The sequence below is a fragment of the Streptomyces sp. NPDC088553 genome (assembly GCF_044752965.1).
GTDB lineage: Bacteria > Actinomycetota > Actinomycetes > Streptomycetales > Streptomycetaceae > Streptomyces.
Window position 1 is genome coordinate 47,161 of sequence record NZ_JBIVMG010000008.1, and the last position, 16,516, is coordinate 63,676.

Sequence of the window (16,516 nt, forward strand, 5' to 3'; positions counted from 1 at the left end):
CTCTAGCCCTGGGTACGCCGCCGGCGCGTCGACCCGAAGAGCACGGCCGCGCCGACCGCGAGCACGGCGGCGCCACCGACCGCGAGATACGGGGTGGTGGCGTCGCCACCGGTCTCGGCGAGCACCTCACCGGAACCGGAGCCCGAACCGGCGGCGGGAGCGGGCGCGTTGGGCGCGGCGGAGGAAGCCTCGCCGTCAGGGGCGGTCTTCGTCTCGTGCCCCGCCCCGTGACTCGCCTCCTGGCTCGGCTCGGGGGCGGCCGCGGTCTCCTCCGCGCCCGTGGAGGCGTCGGCGTCCCCGTGCCCGCCGTGCTCGACCGAGGACTCGTCCTGACCGTCCTCGATCTGCTCGTCGCTCGGTGCGGAGGCGGTCGGCGCCGGGGCCGTACCGCCGCCGCTGTCCTTCCCGAACACCACGTCCGAGCAGGTGTAGAAGGCCTCGGGGGAGTCGGAGCGCTGCCAGACCGAGTAGATCAGGTGGCGGCCGGACTTGTTCGGCACCGTGCCCTGGAAGACGTAGTCGCCGCTCTCCATCCGCGGGTCGGTCACCGTGGCGAACGGCTTGTCCTCCAGGTCCGACCACTTCAGCGGCTTCGACGGGTCGTACCCGTCCTTCGTCACGTACAGCGCGAACGAACCCCGGTGCGGCGCGGTCCCCTTGTACCGGAAGGTGTGCGCCCCGGAGGTCATCGGACTCGCCGGCCAGTCGGCCCGCGCGAGGTCGAGCCCCCGGTACTTGTCGTTCCCCGCGCTGCACAGCTTGCCGTCCGGGATCAGCTCACGGTGCTTCCCGGCGGCGTTGGCGATGTTCACCGCGTTCCAGTCGTAGAACGCCTGCGTCCCGCTCGCCGCCACGGCCGCCTTGCAGGCCGCCGACTTCGGCGACTCGGGCCCCTCCGCGTAACAGGCCGAGACCCGGCTCACCGGATCGGTCATCGACCCATGCGCGAACGCGGGCGCCGAGGCGACCCCGGAGAGAGCCAGAACCGCGGTGGCGGTGACGGCGGCGGTACGGCGAGAAGTCATGGGGGGACAGCTCCTTCACGAGGGTGAGGTGGGGGGATGCCCAGAAAGCTAGCCGCCCGGATCCCCGAAAAACCCGCCGGAGAGCCGGAGACGACGATCCTTAGGACCGCTTTAAGGAAGCTCTAAGCGGCGGCTGAGGAACCTCCGGCGCCGAAGGCGTCACCCCAACCGCCGGTACCGCCGCTCCGGTCGCCCCGTCCCCCCGTACCGCAGTGTGATCTCCGCCCGGCCCGTCTCCGCGAAGTACTCCAGGTAGCGGCGGGCGCTCACCCGGGACAGGGAGCCGGCTTCCGCGCATTCCGTGGCCGAGAGGCCCTCCGGGTGGGCGCGGAGGACGGAGTCGACCAGGTCGGCCGTGTGGGCGGCGAGGCCCTTCGGGAGTTCCCGGGAGCCGCGGGGGCGGGTGCCGAAGATCTGGTCGACGTCCTCCTGGCGGGCCTCGTCGAGTTCGTCGAGGCGGCTGCGCAGCGAGGCCACGTGGCGGAGCTGCTCGTGCAGCGCCGCCTGGCTGAACGGCTTGATCAGATAGTGCAGCGCCCCCGCCCGCAGCGCCTCGCGGATCGTGCCCACGTCCCGGGCCGCCGTGATGAAGAGCGCGTCCGTGCCCAGGCCCGCCGCGCGCAGCTCCCGCAGCACCTGGATGCCGTCCATGTCCGGCAGGAACACGTCGAGGAGCACCAGGTCGGGCCTGAGCCGCTCGGCCGCGCGCAGCGCCTCGGCGCCGCTGTGCGCGACCCCGGACACCGTGAAGCCCGCCACCGCCGACACATAGCGGCAGTGCAGCTTGGCGACCATGAAGTCGTCGTCCACCACCAGCACGTTCGTCACGACGACCCACGCTAGGTCCCGACCACAACGACCACAACGTCCGTTGATTGCGGAAGAGAGACAGCTTCTTAACGCGCGGGCAACATGTGGGCCACCTCACATCCCCTTTCCCCTACAGCTGAGAGGCGGCACACATGCGGTTGCGCACCCCCTTCGCCCTCCTCGGGGCCGCTCTCCTGGTGCTGCTGGGTCCGCCGTTGCTCAGTCCCGGCAGCGGCTCCGACACCGGCACCCGGATACCCGGCCTGCGTCTCATGGTCCCCAACACTCCCGGCGGCGGTTACGACATCACCGCCCGCACCGCCGCCAAGAACGCCGAGGAGGCGGACCTCACCGGCGACATCGAGGTCTTCAACCTGCCCGGCGCGGGCGGCACCGTCGGCCTCACCCGGCTCGTCGGCGAACGCGGCAACGGCCGGCTCGCCATGTCCATGGGCCTCGGCGTCGTCGGCGCCGTCCACACCAACGAGACCCCCAGAACCCTCGCCGACACCACCCCGATCGCCCGGCTCACCGAGGAGCAGGACATCGTCGTGGTCGGCAAGGACTCCCCGTACAAGACCATCGACGAGCTGCTCACCGCCTGGAGGAAGAACCCCGGCAAGCTGCCCGTCGGCGGCGGCTCCTCGCCCGGCGGCCCCGACCACCTCGCCCCGATGCTGATGGCCCAGGCCGCCGGCATCGCCCCCAAGGACGTCAACTACGTCCCCTTCGACGGCGGCGGCGAGCTCCTCGCCTCCATCCTCGGCGACAAGGTCGCCTTCGGCGTCTCCGGCGTCGGCGAGTACCTCGACCAGATCAAGGCCGGGGAGCTGCGGCTCCTCGCCGTGACCGGCGCGAAGCGCGTCCCAGGACTCGACGCCCCCACCCTCCGCGAGGCCGGTCTCGACACCGAGTTCACCAACTGGCGCGGCATCGTCGCCCCGCCCGGCCTCTCCGACGCCGAGCGCGAGAAGCTCGTCACCCTGGTGACCGAGCTGCACGACTCCCCGCAGTGGCGCGAGTCGCTGAAGACCCACGGCTGGAACGACGCCTTCCTGCCCGGCGAGGAGTTCGGCACCTTCCTCGCCGAGCAGGACCGCCGCGTCGGTTCCGTACTGAAGGAGCTCGGACTGTGAGCACCGAATCCGAGTCCGTCCCGACTGCGAACGACAAGAGCGGCACGAGCGGCGACCTCGCCTCCTGGTGGCGGGAGCGTTCCGAACTCGGCGTCGGCGTCCTGCTGTTCGTCCTCGGCGTGCTCGTCCTCACCGACGCCCTCACCCTCCGGGCCGACCTCGCGGGACGCGGCCCCGTCGGCCCCGCCACCGTCCCCCTCGTCGTCGGCTGCGGACTGCTCGTCGTCGCCGTCCTCCTCTCCGTCGACGTCCTGCGCGGCGGCCGCGGCGAGGCCGAGGCCGGAGAGGACGTCGATCTGACGGAGCCCGCCGACTGGCGCACGGTCCTGCTCCTCGCCGGTGTCTTCCTCGCCTTCGCCGTCCTCATCGGCCCCGTCGGCTTCCCCGTCGCCGGAGCGCTCCTCTTCTGGGGCGCGGCGTACGCCCTCGGCAGCCGCCACTTCCACCGCGACCCGCTGATCGCGGCCGCCCTCTCGCTCCTGACCTACGCCGTCTTCGACAAGCTGCTCGGCGTCCCGCTGCCCGGCGGTCCGCTGATGGGAGTGATCTGACCCATGGATTCCCTGAACTCCCTCATCGACGGCTTCGGCACCGCCCTCACCCCGATGAACCTGCTGTGGGCCGCCATCGGCGTGCTCCTCGGCACCGCCATCGGCGTCCTGCCCGGCATCGGCCCCGCCATGGCCGTGGCCCTGCTGCTCCCGGTGACGTACGGCCTCGAACCGACCGGCGCGTTCATCATGTTCGCCGGCATCTACTACGGCGCGATGTTCGGCGGCTCCACCACCTCGATCCTCCTCAACACCCCCGGGGAGAGCGCGGCCGTCGTCGCCGCCATCGAGGGCAATCCGATGGCCAAGGCGGGCCGGGGCGCGCAGGCGCTCGCCGCGGCCGCCATCGGCCACTTCGCCGGCGGCATGATCGGCACGATCCTGCTCGTCGTCCTCGCCCCGGCGGTCGCCGCGCTCGCCGTCGACATCGGCGCCCCCGACTACCTCGCCCTGATGGTCCTCGCCTTCATCGCGGTGACCTCGGTCCTCGGCTCCTCCCGCATCCGCGGTCTCGCCTCCCTCCTCATCGGCCTCACGATCGGTCTGGTCGGACTCGACCAGATGACCGGGCAGCAGCGCCTCACCTTCGGTTCGCTCCAGCTCGCCGACGGCGTCGACGTCGTCATCGTCGCGGTCGGCCTCTTCGCCATCGGCGAGGCCCTCTGGGTCGCGGCGCACCTGCGCCGCACGGCGGGGGAGGCCATCCCGGTCGGCCGCCCCTGGCTGGGCGGGGACGATGTGAGGCGCACCTGGAAGTCCTGGCTGCGCGGCCCCCTCATCGGCTTCCCGTTCGGCGCGATCCCGGCCGGCGGCGCGGAGATCCCGACCTTCCTGTCGTACGTGACGGAGAAGCGGCTCTCGAAGCACCAGGAGCAGTTCGGCAAGGGCGCCATCGAGGGCGTGGCCGGACCCGAGTCGGCGGCCTCGGCCTCGGCGGCCGGGACGCTCGTCTCGATGCTGACCCTCGGACTGCCGACGACGGCCGTCGCCGCCGTGATGCTGGCCGCGTTCCAGCAGTACGGCATCCAGCCCGGCCCGCTGCTCTTCGAGCGGGAGCCCGACCTGGTGTGGGGGCTCATCGCCTCGCTGTTCGTCGGCATGGTGCTGCTGCTCGCGCTCAATCTGCCGCTCGCCCCCGTCTGGGCCAAGCTGCTGCGCATCCCGCGCCCGTACCTCTACGCCGGCATCCTCTTCTTCGCCGCCGTCGGCGCGTACGCGGTGGGCGGCGAGGCCCTCGACCTGGTCATCCTGCTGGTCATCGGCCTGATCGGACTCGGCATGCGGAGGTACGGCCTCCCGGTCCTGCCGGCCGTCATCGGGGTCATCCTCGGCCCGGCCGCCGAACAGCAGCTGCGCCGCGCCCTGCAGATCAGCGACGGTTCGGTGACCGGTCTGGTGAACACGCCGTTCTCGATCACCGTGTACGCGGTCGTCGTCCTCCTGCTCACCTGGCCGCTGCTGAGGAAGGTGGTGGTCCGGCGTCGTAACGTGGCGGCATGACAGAGGACATGCGTCTCGCGGTGAGCACCGACGTGCCGAGGGTGAAGGCCGTGACCGACGCGGCCTATCACCACTACATCGACCGCATCGGTCTCGTACCGGCCCCGATGGAGGCGGACCACGCGGCGGACGTGGCCGCCGGGAGGGTGTTCGTCGCCGGTGACCCGGTGGTCGGCCTGGTGGTCCTCAGGACCGAGGCCGACCACCTCTATCTCGACAACATCGCCGTCCACCCCGACGCCCAGGGCACCGGCCTGGGCCGGCGGCTGCTCGGCTTCGTGGAGTCCCGGGCGCGCGAGCTCGGGCTTCCGGAGGTCAGGCTGCTGACCGACGCGATGATGTGGGAGAACCAGAAGCTCTACGAGCGGTACGGCTACGAGGTCGTCGAGCGGCGCGTGGACGGACCGTACGACCGTATTCACTACCGAAAGTTGCTCAACTCGCCCCCAATAGGGTGAGTTTCGGCCAACTGGAGGCCGGATCCGGTATCCCTGGCGGGCAGTACCTTCCCCCCACCCCGAAGGGACCCACGCTCATGCGCGTCCGACTCGTCCTCGCCGCAGGCGTCCTGCTCGCCTCCGCCGCCGTCGCCCCTCTCGCCCACGCGGGAGGGGCCGACGGCCTCTCCGCCGGGCCCGCCCTCGACGGCCCCCTCCTGAACAACCCGGTCCTGAACAACCCCGTCCTGAACGGTCAGGCGCCCGGCAACCGCGCGGCCGACGACCTCTCCGTCTACGGCTACGGAACCGTCGGCGACGACAGCACGGTGACGCTCTCCGGCATGTACCGCTGCCTGGACGACAGCGCCGGCCCCGTCTTCGTCAGCTCCACCCTCGTCCAGGGGAACCGTTCCGCCGGGATCGGCGGCACCCAGGCCGTCTGCGACGGACACCTCCACGAGTGGGTCAACACCTCCGTCGTGAAGGACCCCGCCTACCGGCCGGGCGCCGCCAGGGTGCGCGCCACCCTGATGCAGCTCACGGCCGGCGAGACGGGCCTGCCGACGCCCGGCTTCCTCGCCGCCGAGGACGCGGCCGTCGAACTCCGCTGACGACGCGCGGACGCGCGGACCTGCGGACGCGCGGACCTGCGGACGCGCGGACGTCCGGCCGCCGCGCCGCACCTCCGCGCTAGCGCAGCAGCTCGATCAGGCCCTCGCGCCCCAGGACCTCCAGCTCGTCGAGGGCGACCACGGCGCACGCCGCCGCCTCCGGATCGGAGGCGGTGAGCCCGCTCGCCGCGAATTCGTCCTCGTCGAGCCGCAGCACCTCGCTGCCGTCCGCCGACACCCACAGGTCCAGGTCCAGGTCCTCGATCACCACCCCGGAGCCGTCGATCACGGCCGGCCGGGTGATGTCGCAGTACCAGCCCTTGAGCGCGCCGTCGGCGGACCACACCTCCTTGACCGTGAACCAGCGGTCGCGCCAGTAGTGCTCCACGAAGACGTCGCCCGGCTCGAACCGCACGAAACCGAAGTCCCGTACCCCCTCGGCCGCCCACGGGGCACGCACCGAGAGCCGGGCACCGTCCTCCGTGAGCACCTCCGCCGGGTAGCGGATCTTCGTCCGGCCCGCCTTCGTCAGGGTGACCTCAACCGATCGTCCGGACATGCCGTACCTCCCGCGCTCCGACCTCGTAACCGAACCACTTGTTGATCGCCAGCATCGGCTCGTTCCCGGTGTCGTTCCCGGTGAACGCCTCCGTGCAGCCCGCGGCGCGGGCCCGGTGCAGCGACGTGTTCTTGGCGAGCTTCGCGAGCCCGCGGCCCCGGAAGCCGGGACCGGTGCCCGTCATTCCCGAGTTGTACCGGCCGAGACCGTCCGTCTGCGCCGCGCTGAACGCCGCCGGTACGCCGTCCACCACCGCGACCGTCGTCAGCGCCCGGTCGAAGAGCGGGTGCTCCCAGAGGGTCGCCAGCCAGTGCGCGTAGTCGTCGAGCTCCGCGCTCACGTCGCCCGGCTCGTCGGCCGTCGTCAGCGCGTCCAGCTCGAACAGCGGCCGGGGGTCGGCCGCGAAGTCCTCGGCCGTCAGCAGCTCGACACCGGCCGGCGGAGCCTGGAGCGGCGGCAGTTCGGCGGTGGTGAGGTCGAGCCGGAGGAAGTACGCGGAACGGCTGGGGGAGTACCCCCGCCGCTGGGCCCAGGCGAGGTTCTCCGGCGCGTCCAGGACCCAGCTGTACAGGGTCCGCGCGCCCCGCTCGGCCAGGTGCTCCTCGGCGGCGCGCAACAGCAGCGTCCCCGCGCCTTGCCCCAGGTACGCGGGGTCCACGTACACGTTCGCGTAGCCGATCCCGGGCTCCGCCGCGTCGTACGCGATGCCGACCTGGGCGGTTCCGACGATCCGGCCGGACTCGGTCACGGCGACGAGCGGGCGGTAGTGGCTGTCGGGATGTGCGTGCGCCCAGTCGAAGACGAGTTGCTCGGCGGTGGAGAGCATGTAGGGGAGGGCCGCCCGGCGCACCTGGGCGAAACCCGCGGCGTCCTCGGCGTGTACATCACGGACGATCACAGTCATGGGGTCGCACGCTACGGGCACGGGTCGCACCGCCGCCTCCCATTTTCCGGTGGGGTGGGGGCAGAATCGGCGGGGTGACACTCACCATCGCCGTGGACCACGGATCCACCACCGCTCCGTACGAACAACTGCGTGCCCAGATCTCGGAGCGGGCCCGGTCGGGCAGACTGCCGGTCGGATACAAGCTGCCGACGGTACGAGGACTCGCGGAGCAGCTGGGCCTCGCCGCGAACACGGTCGCCAAGGCGTACAAGGCGCTGGAGGCGGACGGGGTGATCGAGACGCGCGGGCGTCACGGCACCTTCGTCGCCGCCGCGGGCGACGCGGCCACCCGCCGGGCCGCCACCGCCGCCGCCCAGTACGCGGAGGAGGCCCGGCGGCTCGGTCTGAGCCGCGAGGCGGCGGAGGCCGCGATGAACGAGGCCCTGCGCGCGGCCTACGACAGCTGACCCCGACGCGAGGGACTACAGGTACATCCCCGCCCCCGCCGTGCGGGGTTCCGGGAGTTCCGCCGGGGGCGTGCCGCGCCGCAGGGCGAACAGCTCCGCCAGCGTCGCGCCCTCGCGCGGCACGTCGTCCGCGCGCCCGAGCCACTCCACGGACTCGGCCCGGCTCAGCGGGCCCACCTCGATGCGGGCCAGGCAGCGGCCCGGCCGGACCACGGCCGGGTGGAGCCGCTCCAGGTCCTCGTTGGTGGTGACGCCGACGAGGACGTTGCGCCCCTGGCCGAGCAGACCGTCCGTCAGGTTGAGCAGCCGCGACAGGGCCTGCCCCGCCGTGTGCTTCGCCTCGCCCCGGATCAGCTCGTCGCAGTCCTCCAGGAGCAGCAGCCGCCAGCGCCCCTTCGCCGTGCCCTCGTCCTCCCCGATGGCGATGTCCATCAGATAGCCGACGTCGTTGAAGAGCCGCTCCGGATCGAGGACGCAGTCCACCTGGCACCAGTCCCGCCAGGACCGGGCCAGGGTGCGCAGCGCGGACGTCTTGCCCGTGCCGGGCGGGCCGTGCAGCAGCAGGAGGCGGCCCGAGATCGACTCGGGTGTCACCCTCATCAGCCGGTCCATCGACTCGGCCACCGGCGCCGAGTAGTTGGGCCGGACCTCGTCCCAGGTCCCGGCGCTGATCTGCCGGGTCGTCCGGTGCGGGCCGCGGCGCGGGGACACGTACCAGAACCCCATCGTCACGTTCTCCGGCTGGGGTTCCGGCTCGTCCTTCGCCCCGTCGGTCGCCTCCTTCAGGACCCGCTCGGCGAGGTCGGCGTCGGTGGCCGTGACGGTGACGTCGGCACCCCGGTTCCAGCGGGAGATCAGCAGCGTCCATCCCTCGCCCTCGGCGAGCACGGCGCTGCGGTCGTCGTCCTTCGCGGCCCGCAGCACGGTGGCGCCGACGGGGAGGAGGGTCGCCTCGGGCCTGACCCGGTCCACGGTGGTGCTGTGCGCGTGCGGCTGTTCCCCGGTCGCGAAGCGGCCGAGGAACAGCGCGTCCACGACGTCGGCGGGCGAGTCGCTGTCGTCGAGGGTGAGCCGGATCGGCAGCGACCGCTGCGGTTCGGACGGTACCGGTGGGGTGTCAGCCATGGGCCCATGATCGGGCAACCGGGCATTCCGTGCACCGGGTTTTGAACGGGACGATTCCGCGGACGTCCGGCTCCCGGAGCCGGACCTGGGGCTCAGATCCAGTGACCCCGCGCCGCGCCCCGGGCGCGCCGCGCGAGCGCGTACCCCTTCGTCATGACGCGGTCAGCGGCGAAGGTACGGGCGATCGCCCGCCCCTCCACGAGCCGCGTGAACTCCTCGACGCCGGTGGACCGGCGCACGGTCACCCGCTCCAGGGCGTACGGCCCCTGGCGGCGTCTGGCCAGCGCGTTGCCGACGGCGAGCGCCTGGGTGAAGCCGGCCTCCCGGACCGTACGGCGGACCCGGCGGCTGGAGTATCCGTACGGGTACGCGAAGGAGACCGGCGCCGTCCCCAGCTCCTCGCCGACGATCTCCCGGCAGCGCAGCGTCTCGAACCGGAGCCGCTCCGCGTCGAGTTGGTCCAGCTGGGGGTGGGTGTGGCTGTGCCCGCCGATCTCCGTGCCGGCGTCGGCGAGTTCCCGCACCTGCGCCCAGTCGAGCATGGTGTCGAGCGCGCCGCCCGTGTCGTGCGGGCCGCGCAGCCAGCCGGTGGAGACGAAGACGGTGCTCGCGAAGGAGTGCTTGGCGAGCACGGGGAGGGCGTGCCGGTGGACGCCCTCGTACCCGTCGTCGAAGGTGACGAGGAGCGGCCGCGCGGGCAGCGGGCCGCCGGTGCGCCAGGCGGCGGCGAGCGCGGCGGTGGTCAGCGGGGTGAAGCCCCGCTCGGCGACCACGTCCATCTGCGTCGCGAAGGCCTCGGGGGTGACGGAGAGCCCGAGGGTCGCGGGAGCGGGGGCGGGGTCGACGGCGTGGTACATGAGGATGGGGACGGGCACGGCGGCGCTGGTGCCGGCGGTGTCGGCGGTGCTGTCCGTCACCGGACACCTCCCTCGGAGGCCACGGCGTCGTGGCGCTCGATCGGACCCCAGGAGAACGTCGTTCCGCTCCGCCGGGCCCGCAGCGTCCCCAGCGCGTAGCCGCCGGCCGCGACCGTCACCCCGGTGACGATCGCCCCGGCGCGGCCCGCGCCGCCGGAGCGCCCGCGCAGTGCGTCGCGCATGCCGCGCAGGACGCCGGCGGGCAACACCCGTGTCGTGTAGCGCCGTTCGGACTCCAGGCCCTTCTGCGCGCCGACGCTGCGGGCGACGAGCGCCTTCGAGAGTCCCTCGGCGTAGACCCGGGTGCGGAAGTAGCCGAAGCGCTCGCGGACGGCGGGCACCTTGTGGTGGATGACGGCCCGGTCGTCGATGAGGATGATCGCCTCGGGCAGTGCCTTGGAGAGCCGGATGCACAGCTCGGTCTCCTCGCCGCCGAGGGGCCGCCGGTCGCCGTCCCGCCCGATGCCGGTGGCGAATCCGCCGGCCGCGTCGAAGGCCGTACGGCGGAAGGAGGCGTTGCCGCCGAGCACGTTGCGCACCGGGACGCGGCCCGGGGGCAGGCCCAGGTACGTACAGCCGACGACCCAGTCGAACTCCTCGGGGAACCAGGCCGGGCGGCGGCCGGAGGCCCAGGAGGGCAGCGTCCGGCCGCCGACGGCCATGACGCGCGGGTCGTCGTAGGCCGCCGAGAAGTGGTGGAGCCAATCCCGCTCGGCGACGGCGTCGTCGTCGAGGAAGGCCACGAACTCGCCGCGGGCGGCGGCGATTCCGGTGTTGCGGCCGGCGGAGAGGCCGCGGGGGCCCGCGTTGGCGAGCACCCGCACCTCCTCGGTCAGCCGCTGTTCCGCGTACTCCTCGGTCAGCCGGGAGAGGAGCCGCTCGTTGTGGTCGACCACGAGCAGGGTCTCCAGGGCGGGCAGTGACTGCTTCCGTACGGAGTCGACGGCGGCGAGGATGTCCTCCCACCGCTCTTCCGTGTAGACGCAGATCACCACCGAGAAGCCGTGCGGGGACGTGCGGTCGTTCAAGACGCCTCTCCCCGGGGGACGTTGACCGAGAACGGGGCCGGCCGACGGCGGGCGGCCTTGCTGACGGCCTTCTCCTTGAGGATGACCTTCAGGACCCGGATGCCGTCGCGCACGGCGTTGAGGTTGCTGACGCCGTGGATGCGGTTGTATTCGTGGCTCGGGACTTCCTGCACCTTGAGGCCGGCCGTGACGACCCTGATGTTGATGAGGGTCTCGATCTCGAAGCCGGTGCAGTCGAGGGTGATCTTGTCGAGGCAGTGCCGCCAGAAGGCGTTGTAGCCGTAGCAGAGGTCGGTGTACCGGGCGCCGAACTTGCGGTTGACGAGCGAGCAGAGGGCCCAGTTGCCCAGTCTGCGAATGGTCGTCATGTCGTCCGTGCCGCCGCCGTTGGCGAAACGGGAGCCCTTCGCGAAATCGGCACCGCCGACGAGGGCGGAGACGTACGAGACGATCTCCTGGCCGTCCGCCGAGCCGTCCGCGTCGACCATCACGATGATGTCGCCGGTGCAGGCCGCGAAGCCGCTGATCAGCGCGTCGCCCTTGCCCTTGCCGACCTGCTTGACCACCTTGACGTCCGGCCGCAGTTCACGGGCGACGTCCACCGTGTTGTCCGTGGAATTTCCGTCGACGAGGACGACTTCGTGAATCCATTCCGGCAGTGTCTTGAACACGTACGGAAGATTTTCGGCTTCGTTCATCGCGGGAATGACAACGCTCACCGGCGGAGTGATCGCCAGATGTGAGGTGATCGCCCGGTACTGGGCGGCTATTCGACTCGGCTCGGTCAATTCTTGGCCCGAGACGGATGGGCGCAGGAACGAGCTCATGGGTCTGGTTTCCCTCTCGTCCGGTGGGCCGCCCACCCCTTGGGCGGCCCGATGGTGTGTCCGGTTCGAAAGGGGGGTTCTCGCCATCCCGCACAGAACGATCACCTTGCGGGATCGGCGAGTTGGCATGTCTGGCCGCGCGGTACCCGCGACTCGGCGTCGCACGTTCGAACACCGAGCACGGCACCCCCCTACCGCGCCCCGCCCCGGGACCATCAGCGACGCTAGAGCCCTCCCCTGAGCCGCTTTGCGTGATGGATCGGTGCGGGTGAGATGTACGACGGTATTGATGAATGGGACTGTATGGCAAGTCCCTGATCTGTGGCCCGCTTTTCCGTAGTTTGGCGAAGCTTCGACGGTCAGATGCGCAACCGTCCCGATCGGATTCGGTCAATCCGTTTGCATGCAGAGAACAGTGATGCGGGATCAGGCTTCTGTGCTTTGTTGTGCGAATGTGTCGTGTTCCCGTTCGACCGTTCAGCGGGACCGGAGCTTCCGCTTCCTGTTCTCTTCCGATCGCCCGCCGACCGCCTGTCGTTCATGGCTGGAACTCGACGGTCGCCGGCGGAGGCTCGGCTGACGTTCGTCCCCAGTTTTGACATGAACACTTCCGGTGCGGCGGATCCGATGCTACTACCTGGTAGCGCAGAGATCCTGCTAAAGGGAGGTTCCATGAGACTGTCCCGCTTTGCCGCCGTTTCGTCCTCGCTCCTGCTCGGTGCCGTCCTCGCCCTCACCGGGGCGGGCGCCGCCCAGGCCGCCGAGACCGCCGCACTCGACTATGTGGCCCTTGGTGACTCGTACTCCTCCGGCGTCGGCTCGGGGAGTTACGACAGCGCCAGCGGCGACTGCAAGCGCTCCACGAAGGCGTATCCGGTGCTGTGGAAGAACGCGAACGCCCCCTCCTCCTTCGCGTTCACCGCCTGCTCGGGCGCCCGAACGGGTGATGTGACCGCGAATCAGCTCGGTCCGCTCTCGGCCGCCACCGACCTGGTCTCCGTCACGATCGGGGGAAATGACGCCGGTTTCGCCGACGTCATGACGACCTGTGTGCTGCAGTCCGAAGCCACCTGCATCAGCCGAGTGAATCAGGCCAAGAGCTACGTCGACACGACGCTGCCCGGCAAGCTCGACTCCGTCTACACGGCGATCAGGAACAAGGCACCCGCCGCCCACGTGGTCGTCCTCGGCTACCCGCGCTTCTACCAGCTGGGCGGCAGCTGTATCGCCGGCCTCAGCGAGAACGAGCGCAGCGCCATCAACGGAGCCTCCGACTACCTCAACGCCGCCGTGGCCAAGCGCGCCGCCGACCACGGCTACACCTTCTCCAGCGTCGTGCCGTCCTTCACCGGGCACGAGATCTGCTCCAGCTCCTCCTGGCTGCACAGCGTCAACTGGCTCAACATCGGGGAGTCCTACCACCCGACGGCCGCCGGTCAGTCCGGCGGATACCTGCCCAGCTTCAGGAACGTGGTGTAACCGGACCGCCGCCCGCGCCGTCCGTGGCGCCGGGGCCGGCCGGGGCGGTGCTCGTGACACCGTCCGGCCCGGGCCCGGCGCCACGCTCGTCGTCACGGACCAGGTGGTACACCAGGGCTCCCGCGATGAGCAGCGCGCCGATCAGTCCGGCGAGCAGGACATGGGCGCGACGCGGCGACTTCGGCCCGCGGGGTTCCGGCCCCGGACCCCCGGACGCCGCGGAGACGGTGGCGTGCGGGCTCCCGGTCCGCCCACCCGGCTCGCCCTCCGTGGCAGCGGCGGACGCTCCGGCGGACGGTCCCCCCGGGGCTCGGCCCGGTTCGACCCGGCTCGACTCCCCCCGGGCGGGCCGCGCCCCGCCCGCCGCCACCCGCCGCAGCTCCCGCTCGACCTGGTCCGCCGTCAGGGGGTGCTCAGGGTCCTCGTCCGACAGCCCCTCGACGAGAGCACGGAGCTCCCCGGCCCGGTCGTCCTTCGCGGGCAGCGGCGACGGTCGTGCCGACACCGTCTCGTCGACGAGCCTTCCCAGGGCGCGCAGCTCCGCCGCCGGCCCCGGATCGTCCTCCGGAGCCGTACCGAAGCCGGTCATGACGATCCGTCCGTCGTTGGCGAGGAGGACGTGCCCCGGATCCACTTCCCGGTGCGGGACGCCCGCCTCCCGCGCCGCCCGCAGTCCGGCCAGGACCTCCGCCCCGACGCGGGCGGCCTCGCGCGGCGGCAGCGGCCCGGCCGCCTCAAGGGTCTCGGCGAGGCTGAGGCCCCGGACGAGCTCCATGGCGACCCAGGGCCGGCCGTCCTCCGTGGCGACGCCGAGGACCCGTACGACCGCGGGATGGGAGATCCGGGCGGCGGCCCGCGCCTCGCGCTCGCGCCGCGCGTACAGAAGGGGCACCTCGTCCGCCGGAAGCCCGTCCGGGGCCCGGAGCTCCTTGAGGGCCACCTCGTGGCGGTCCGTCTCGTCGAGGGCGCGCCAGACGGTGCCCGTCGCCCCTTCGGCGAGCACGTCCAGAAGCCGGTAACGACCCGCGATCACCGTCATGGATCCACGGTAGCCGAGGGGTGTCCTCCCGGCCCCGGTCCGGCCCGGGTCCGTCGCCGGCGCGGTGCCAGGACCGCGCGCCGCGCGACTGGAACGATCTTGGTGGTGGAGATCACACCGGTCCGGGTGCGCGGGCACGCGGGTCCGGAGGGCAGGATGGTTCGTGACGGTTCGGCAGGTGTTCGAATCCTGTCCAACTCGCCCTGGAATCAGACGGATTCGGACGGTGACCGTCAACCCCCGTACGAGTGCCGTGGATCCCGTCGCCGGGATACACGGGTGTCACCGCGGGGCGATAGGGTTAACCTGCCCTGGGTCGGGTGCCCTTGTACGGGTGGGGAGTGACATGGAACAGATAGCAATGCGCAGCAGGCCGCGAGTGCCTGCCATCACCTGCGGGAGCAGCGCGACGAGTTCGCGGCTCGACCGTCATCTCGCGGTGCTCGGCGGTCCCGCCGTGCCCCAGCGAGAGGTGGCCGAGGCGACGCTGCTGATGCGTGAACTGACGTCGCGTACGCCCGAGGTTCCGGTGCACGGTCACCGCAGCCGCAGCGCGCGGGTCTCGCTCTTCGCCCCGCTCCGCCGCCTGCGCCGCTCCCTCTTCGGAACGCGCCACTAGGAGCCGGGCGCACCGGGCCGAGCGACCCCGAGGTTCCCGCCCGCTTCCGCCCGGTGGCCCGTACGACTCCGACCGCATGACTGCGACATCGCCGGACGTGTCCCCGCCCGTCCGGCGATCAGTCGTGCCCGGCCACGGGCCCGAGCGCGTGAGTGGCGCCCGCACCTGTGAGTGACGCCCGTCCCCGAGCGTGAGGCCCATCCCCGTGCGCGGCCCGGCCCCCGTGAGCGGTGCCGGGCCCGTACGGTCTCAGGCGATCACCCCCGCACCCCGCAGCTCCTTCACCTCCGCCTCGGGCACCCCGAGCTCCCCGAGGACCTCGTCCGTGTCCTGCCCGAGGGCCGGGATCCGGTCCATCCGCGGCTCGGGCGCGTCCGGGAACACGATCGGCGGCAGCAGCGAACGCAGCGGCCCGGCCTGCGACTCGACCTCCCGCCAGCGGTCACGGGCGGTCAGCTGGGGATGGTCCGCGAGCTCCGCGACCGAGTTGAGCCGGGCGCAGGCGATGCCCGCCGCGTCGAGCCTGGCCAGCGCCTCGGGCGCCGTCAGCGGGGCCAGCGCCGCCGCGACCACCGCGTCCGTCGCCGCCCGCCCGGCCACCCGCGCCGTGTTCGTCGCGAAGTCCGGGGCGTCGGCGAGGTCGGGCCGGCCGAGGACCTGTCCGGCGAGCCGCCGCCACTCCCGGTCGTTCTGCACGGAGAGCAGCACCAGGCCGCCGTCCGCCGTCGGATAGGCGTCGTACGGAGCGATCACCGCGTGCGCGAGCCCCGTTCGCGCCGGGGGCGTACCCCCATGCATGCCGTAATGCAACGGGTGCCCCATCCACTCGGCGAGCGAGTCGAGCAGGGAGACCTCCACCGGGCCGCCCCGGCCGGTCGTGCCACGCCGTACGAGCGCGGCGAGGACGCCGGAGAAGGCGTACATCCCGGCGGCGATGTCCGCCGCCGGGATCCCGGACTTGACCGGCCGCTCCGGCGTCCCGGTCACCGACACCAGACCCGCCTCGCACTGGACGAGCATGTCGTACGCCCGCTTGTGCGCGTACGGTCCCTCCGCCCCGTACCCCGAGACGTCCACCGCGATCAGCCGGGGGTGCGCGGCGCACAGCGCGGCGGCGTCGAGACCGAGCCGGGCCGCCGCTCCCTGGGCGAGGTTCTGCACGAAGACGTCCGCGCCGGCCACCAGCCGCCGTACGAGGGCGAGACCGCGCGGGTCCTTGAGGTCGACCGCCACGGACTCCTTGCCGCGGTTGCACCACACGAAGTGGGAGGCGAGGCCCCGCGCGGCCGTGTCGTACCCCCGGGCGAAGTCCCCGCCGTCGGGGCGCTCGATCTTGACGACGCGGGCGCCGAGGTCGGCGAGCTGCCGGGTGGCGAAGGGGGCGGCGACGGCCTGCTCGACGGCGACGACCGTGATGCCTTCGAGGGGGAGTGGCTGAGTGCTCATGAAAGCCCTGCCTACCCTGCGGGGCCGGTCCTTGTCACCAGGGGACATGTC

The 16,516-nt window shown here is 72.1% G+C and carries 18 protein-coding genes; 8 read left to right on the forward strand and 10 right to left on the reverse strand.

Translation table 11 applies throughout. The features are described 5' to 3' along the window. Positions 1–2 precede the first annotated feature (2 nt). Both ACIP8Z_RS26535 and ACIP8Z_RS26540 read right to left on the reverse strand, forming a co-directional pair. Positions 3–1,025: a lytic polysaccharide monooxygenase gene (locus tag ACIP8Z_RS26535; RefSeq protein ID WP_402087618.1), complete on the reverse strand. Its 1,023-nt coding sequence runs from the start codon at positions 1,023–1,025 to the stop codon at positions 3–5. 159 nt (positions 1,026–1,184) lie between these two features. Then, positions 1,185–1,853, reverse strand: a complete 669-nt coding sequence (locus ACIP8Z_RS26540) for a response regulator (protein ID WP_402087621.1) — start codon at positions 1,851–1,853, stop codon at positions 1,185–1,187. Between the two features lie 134 nt (positions 1,854–1,987). Between ACIP8Z_RS26540 and ACIP8Z_RS26545 the strand changes: the two genes are divergently transcribed. The 5 genes from ACIP8Z_RS26545 to ACIP8Z_RS26565 all read left to right on the forward strand — a co-directional run bounded on the left by ACIP8Z_RS26545 (position 1,988) and on the right by ACIP8Z_RS26565 (position 6,073). Next, the gene (locus ACIP8Z_RS26545) at positions 1,988–2,971 is read left to right on the forward strand and encodes a Bug family tripartite tricarboxylate transporter substrate binding protein (RefSeq protein ID WP_402087623.1); all 984 of its coding nucleotides are present in this window, start codon (positions 1,988–1,990) and stop codon (positions 2,969–2,971) included. Positions 2,972–3,072: 101 nt separating this feature from the next. Then, positions 3,073–3,522 carry a tripartite tricarboxylate transporter TctB family protein gene (locus tag ACIP8Z_RS26550; RefSeq protein ID WP_402088290.1) on the forward strand — a complete coding sequence of 150 codons (450 nt, stop codon included), beginning with the start codon at positions 3,073–3,075 and terminating at the stop codon, positions 3,520–3,522. Between the two features lie 3 nt (positions 3,523–3,525). Then, positions 3,526–5,022, forward strand: coding sequence for a tripartite tricarboxylate transporter permease (locus ACIP8Z_RS26555; RefSeq protein ID WP_402087625.1), 1,497 nt, complete (start codon positions 3,526–3,528; stop codon positions 5,020–5,022). Beyond that, positions 5,019–5,480, forward strand: coding sequence for a GNAT family N-acetyltransferase (locus ACIP8Z_RS26560; RefSeq protein WP_402087628.1), 462 nt, complete (start codon positions 5,019–5,021; stop codon positions 5,478–5,480). The genes ACIP8Z_RS26555 and ACIP8Z_RS26560 overlap by 4 nt, the downstream gene beginning before the upstream one ends. 77 nt (positions 5,481–5,557) lie before the next feature. Further along, a complete protein-coding gene (locus ACIP8Z_RS26565; protein WP_402087631.1) occupies positions 5,558–6,073 on the forward strand; it encodes a DUF6299 family protein in 516 nt (171 codons plus the stop codon). Between the two features lie 79 nt (positions 6,074–6,152). Here the strand turns inward: ACIP8Z_RS26565 and ACIP8Z_RS26570 are convergent, their stop codons facing one another. Next, positions 6,153–6,632, reverse strand: a complete 480-nt coding sequence (locus ACIP8Z_RS26570) for a DUF402 domain-containing protein (RefSeq protein ID WP_319318627.1) — start codon at positions 6,630–6,632, stop codon at positions 6,153–6,155. Next, positions 6,613–7,536, reverse strand: a complete 924-nt coding sequence (locus ACIP8Z_RS26575; protein WP_402087633.1) for a GNAT family N-acetyltransferase — start codon at positions 7,534–7,536, stop codon at positions 6,613–6,615. Before ACIP8Z_RS26575 ends, ACIP8Z_RS26570 begins: the two co-directional genes overlap by 20 nt. Positions 7,537–7,610: 74 nt before the next feature. Between ACIP8Z_RS26575 and ACIP8Z_RS26580 the strand changes: the two genes are divergently transcribed. Next, the gene (locus ACIP8Z_RS26580; RefSeq protein WP_402087636.1) at positions 7,611–7,985 is read left to right on the forward strand and encodes a GntR family transcriptional regulator; all 375 of its coding nucleotides are present in this window, start codon (positions 7,611–7,613) and stop codon (positions 7,983–7,985) included. A gap of 15 nt (positions 7,986–8,000) precedes the next feature. On the opposite strand, the gene ACIP8Z_RS26585 is transcribed toward ACIP8Z_RS26580, so the two are convergent. The 4 genes from ACIP8Z_RS26585 to ACIP8Z_RS26600 form a co-directional block, all read right to left on the reverse strand. Beyond that, entirely contained in the window at positions 8,001–9,110 is a 1,110-nt protein-coding gene (locus tag ACIP8Z_RS26585; protein WP_402087638.1) for a DUF5925 domain-containing protein, read from the reverse strand. 92 nt (positions 9,111–9,202) lie between these two features. Continuing rightward, positions 9,203–9,967: a polysaccharide deacetylase family protein gene (locus tag ACIP8Z_RS26590; protein ID WP_402088293.1), complete on the reverse strand. Its 765-nt coding sequence runs from the start codon at positions 9,965–9,967 to the stop codon at positions 9,203–9,205. A gap of 56 nt (positions 9,968–10,023) precedes the next feature. After that, complete coding sequence (locus tag ACIP8Z_RS26595; protein WP_402087640.1) at positions 10,024–11,055, reverse strand: glycosyltransferase family 2 protein; 1,032 nt, start codon at positions 11,053–11,055, stop codon at positions 10,024–10,026. Then, on the reverse strand, positions 11,052–11,882 hold the full coding sequence (locus tag ACIP8Z_RS26600) for a glycosyltransferase family 2 protein (protein ID WP_187622833.1): 831 nt from the start codon (positions 11,880–11,882) through the stop codon (positions 11,052–11,054). The genes ACIP8Z_RS26595 and ACIP8Z_RS26600 overlap by 4 nt, the downstream gene beginning before the upstream one ends. A 672-nt stretch (positions 11,883–12,554) precedes the next feature. Between ACIP8Z_RS26600 and ACIP8Z_RS26605 the strand changes: the two genes are divergently transcribed. Next, positions 12,555–13,361, forward strand: a complete 807-nt coding sequence (locus ACIP8Z_RS26605; RefSeq protein WP_402087643.1) for an SGNH/GDSL hydrolase family protein — start codon at positions 12,555–12,557, stop codon at positions 13,359–13,361. Here ACIP8Z_RS26605 and ACIP8Z_RS26610 read toward each other — a convergent pair. Beyond that, positions 13,345–14,400: a serine/threonine-protein kinase gene (locus ACIP8Z_RS26610; protein WP_402087644.1), complete on the reverse strand. Its 1,056-nt coding sequence runs from the start codon at positions 14,398–14,400 to the stop codon at positions 13,345–13,347. The two genes, ACIP8Z_RS26605 and ACIP8Z_RS26610, sit on opposite strands and share 17 nt — an antisense overlap. Before the next feature lie 346 nt (positions 14,401–14,746). Between ACIP8Z_RS26610 and ACIP8Z_RS26615 the strand changes: the two genes are divergently transcribed. After that, entirely contained in the window at positions 14,747–15,019 is a 273-nt protein-coding gene (locus ACIP8Z_RS26615; RefSeq protein WP_030315798.1) for a hypothetical protein, read from the forward strand. Between the two features lie 249 nt (positions 15,020–15,268). On the opposite strand, the gene ACIP8Z_RS26620 is transcribed toward ACIP8Z_RS26615, so the two are convergent. Further along, positions 15,269–16,465 (reverse strand): CaiB/BaiF CoA transferase family protein, encoded by a 1,197-nt coding sequence (locus ACIP8Z_RS26620; protein WP_402087647.1) that lies wholly within the window; start codon positions 16,463–16,465, stop codon positions 15,269–15,271. Positions 16,466–16,516 lie beyond the last annotated feature (51 nt).

Bases quoted from the DNA above. Each gene is read 5' to 3' on its own strand.
- ACIP8Z_RS26620 (WP_402087647.1), bottom strand. From the start codon at position 16,465: ATGAGCACTCAGCCACTCCCCCTCGAAGGCATCACGGTCGTCGCCGTC.
- ACIP8Z_RS26605 (WP_402087643.1), top strand. From the start codon at position 12,555: ATGAGACTGTCCCGCTTTGCCGCCGTTTCGTCCTCGCTCCTGCTCGGT.
- ACIP8Z_RS26585 (WP_402087638.1), bottom strand. From the start codon at position 9,110: ATGGCTGACACCCCACCGGTACCGTCCGAACCGCAGCGGTCGCTGCCG.
- ACIP8Z_RS26575 (WP_402087633.1), bottom strand. From the start codon at position 7,536: ATGACTGTGATCGTCCGTGATGTACACGCCGAGGACGCCGCGGGTTTC.
- ACIP8Z_RS26560 (WP_402087628.1), top strand. From the start codon at position 5,019: ATGACAGAGGACATGCGTCTCGCGGTGAGCACCGACGTGCCGAGGGTG.
- ACIP8Z_RS26565 (WP_402087631.1), top strand. From the start codon at position 5,558: ATGCGCGTCCGACTCGTCCTCGCCGCAGGCGTCCTGCTCGCCTCCGCC.
- ACIP8Z_RS26570 (WP_319318627.1), bottom strand. From the start codon at position 6,632: ATGTCCGGACGATCGGTTGAGGTCACCCTGACGAAGGCGGGCCGGACG.
- ACIP8Z_RS26610 (WP_402087644.1), bottom strand. From the start codon at position 14,400: ATGACGGTGATCGCGGGTCGTTACCGGCTTCTGGACGTGCTCGCCGAA.
- ACIP8Z_RS26590 (WP_402088293.1), bottom strand. From the start codon at position 9,967: ATGTACCACGCCGTCGACCCCGCCCCCGCTCCCGCGACCCTCGGGCTC.
- ACIP8Z_RS26535 (WP_402087618.1), bottom strand. From the start codon at position 1,025: ATGACTTCTCGCCGTACCGCCGCCGTCACCGCCACCGCGGTTCTGGCT.
- ACIP8Z_RS26555 (WP_402087625.1), top strand. From the start codon at position 3,526: ATGGATTCCCTGAACTCCCTCATCGACGGCTTCGGCACCGCCCTCACC.
- ACIP8Z_RS26545 (WP_402087623.1), top strand. From the start codon at position 1,988: ATGCGGTTGCGCACCCCCTTCGCCCTCCTCGGGGCCGCTCTCCTGGTG.
- ACIP8Z_RS26615 (WP_030315798.1), top strand. From the start codon at position 14,747: ATGGAACAGATAGCAATGCGCAGCAGGCCGCGAGTGCCTGCCATCACC.
- ACIP8Z_RS26600 (WP_187622833.1), bottom strand. From the start codon at position 11,882: ATGAGCTCGTTCCTGCGCCCATCCGTCTCGGGCCAAGAATTGACCGAG.